This is a genomic window from Paenarthrobacter aurescens (genome assembly GCF_025421775.1).
In the GTDB taxonomy this organism is placed as follows: domain Bacteria; phylum Actinomycetota; class Actinomycetes; order Actinomycetales; family Micrococcaceae; genus Arthrobacter; species Arthrobacter aurescens_B.
Window position 1 is genome coordinate 1 of the sequence record NZ_JAOEFX010000693.1, and the last position, 238, is coordinate 238.

Sequence of the window (238 nt, forward strand, 5' to 3'; positions counted from 1 at the left end):
ATTGAAAACGGTGAAGAATATCCATCAAGCATTACCCTCTATAAAATTTCTAAGCGCCTTGGCGTAGATGTTAACTACTTTTTTGATAGTGTAGAATCACCTCGACTTGATTACGTAGATGCGGTTCAATCGTTAATTCGTCAATATATTCGTCAGAGAGATTATGATGCTATTCATAATATCATTGTAAAAGAAAAAGAAAGTCCTCTGTTTCAAAATCCGCTGAACAAGCAATTTT

General features: G+C 34.0%; 1 protein-coding gene. It reads left to right on the top strand.

What is annotated here, in order from left to right:
- Positions 1-238, top strand: a 238-nt coding sequence (locus N7568_RS25285) for a helix-turn-helix domain-containing protein (protein WP_261612374.1), incomplete at both ends; no start/stop codon positions are given.